Here is a 239-nt window from a genome sequence, read left to right as displayed (position 1 = left end):
TGTTTCTCCTCGGCGCAGATGATGGAGACGTTGGCAGCTTAGAGGTTGCTGTAATGGCCGTTCTGGTTGCGCCCGCTCAACGAGTCGGATAGCTGCATCAATACCTTGCCGTCACCGCTGAACGCCTGGTCCAGGCCCTCCGTCAGGTACTCCCAGAAGTCCTTGGAGGAGAGCGCCTGCGCGATGCCGTTGGGGGCCTCGTTCTGGGTGAGCTGGGGGGGGAAGTCACCGGGGATGGG

1 pseudogene is annotated in these 239 nt (G+C 62.3%); it reads right to left on the bottom strand.

Annotated features, from left to right (window positions below):
- Positions 1-38: 38 nt before the first annotated feature.
- A pseudogene (locus tag KVT44_RS56895) lies at positions 39-239 on the bottom strand (alpha/beta hydrolase); the annotation flags it as partial.

It is taken from the genome of Streptomyces sp. GbtcB7 (assembly GCF_019091445.1).
GTDB classification, from domain to species: Bacteria; Actinomycetota; Actinomycetes; order Streptomycetales; family Streptomycetaceae; genus Streptomyces; species Streptomyces mirabilis.
The sequence above is the reverse complement of the archived record's forward strand: the minus strand, read 5'-3'. Positions and strand labels throughout refer to the sequence as shown.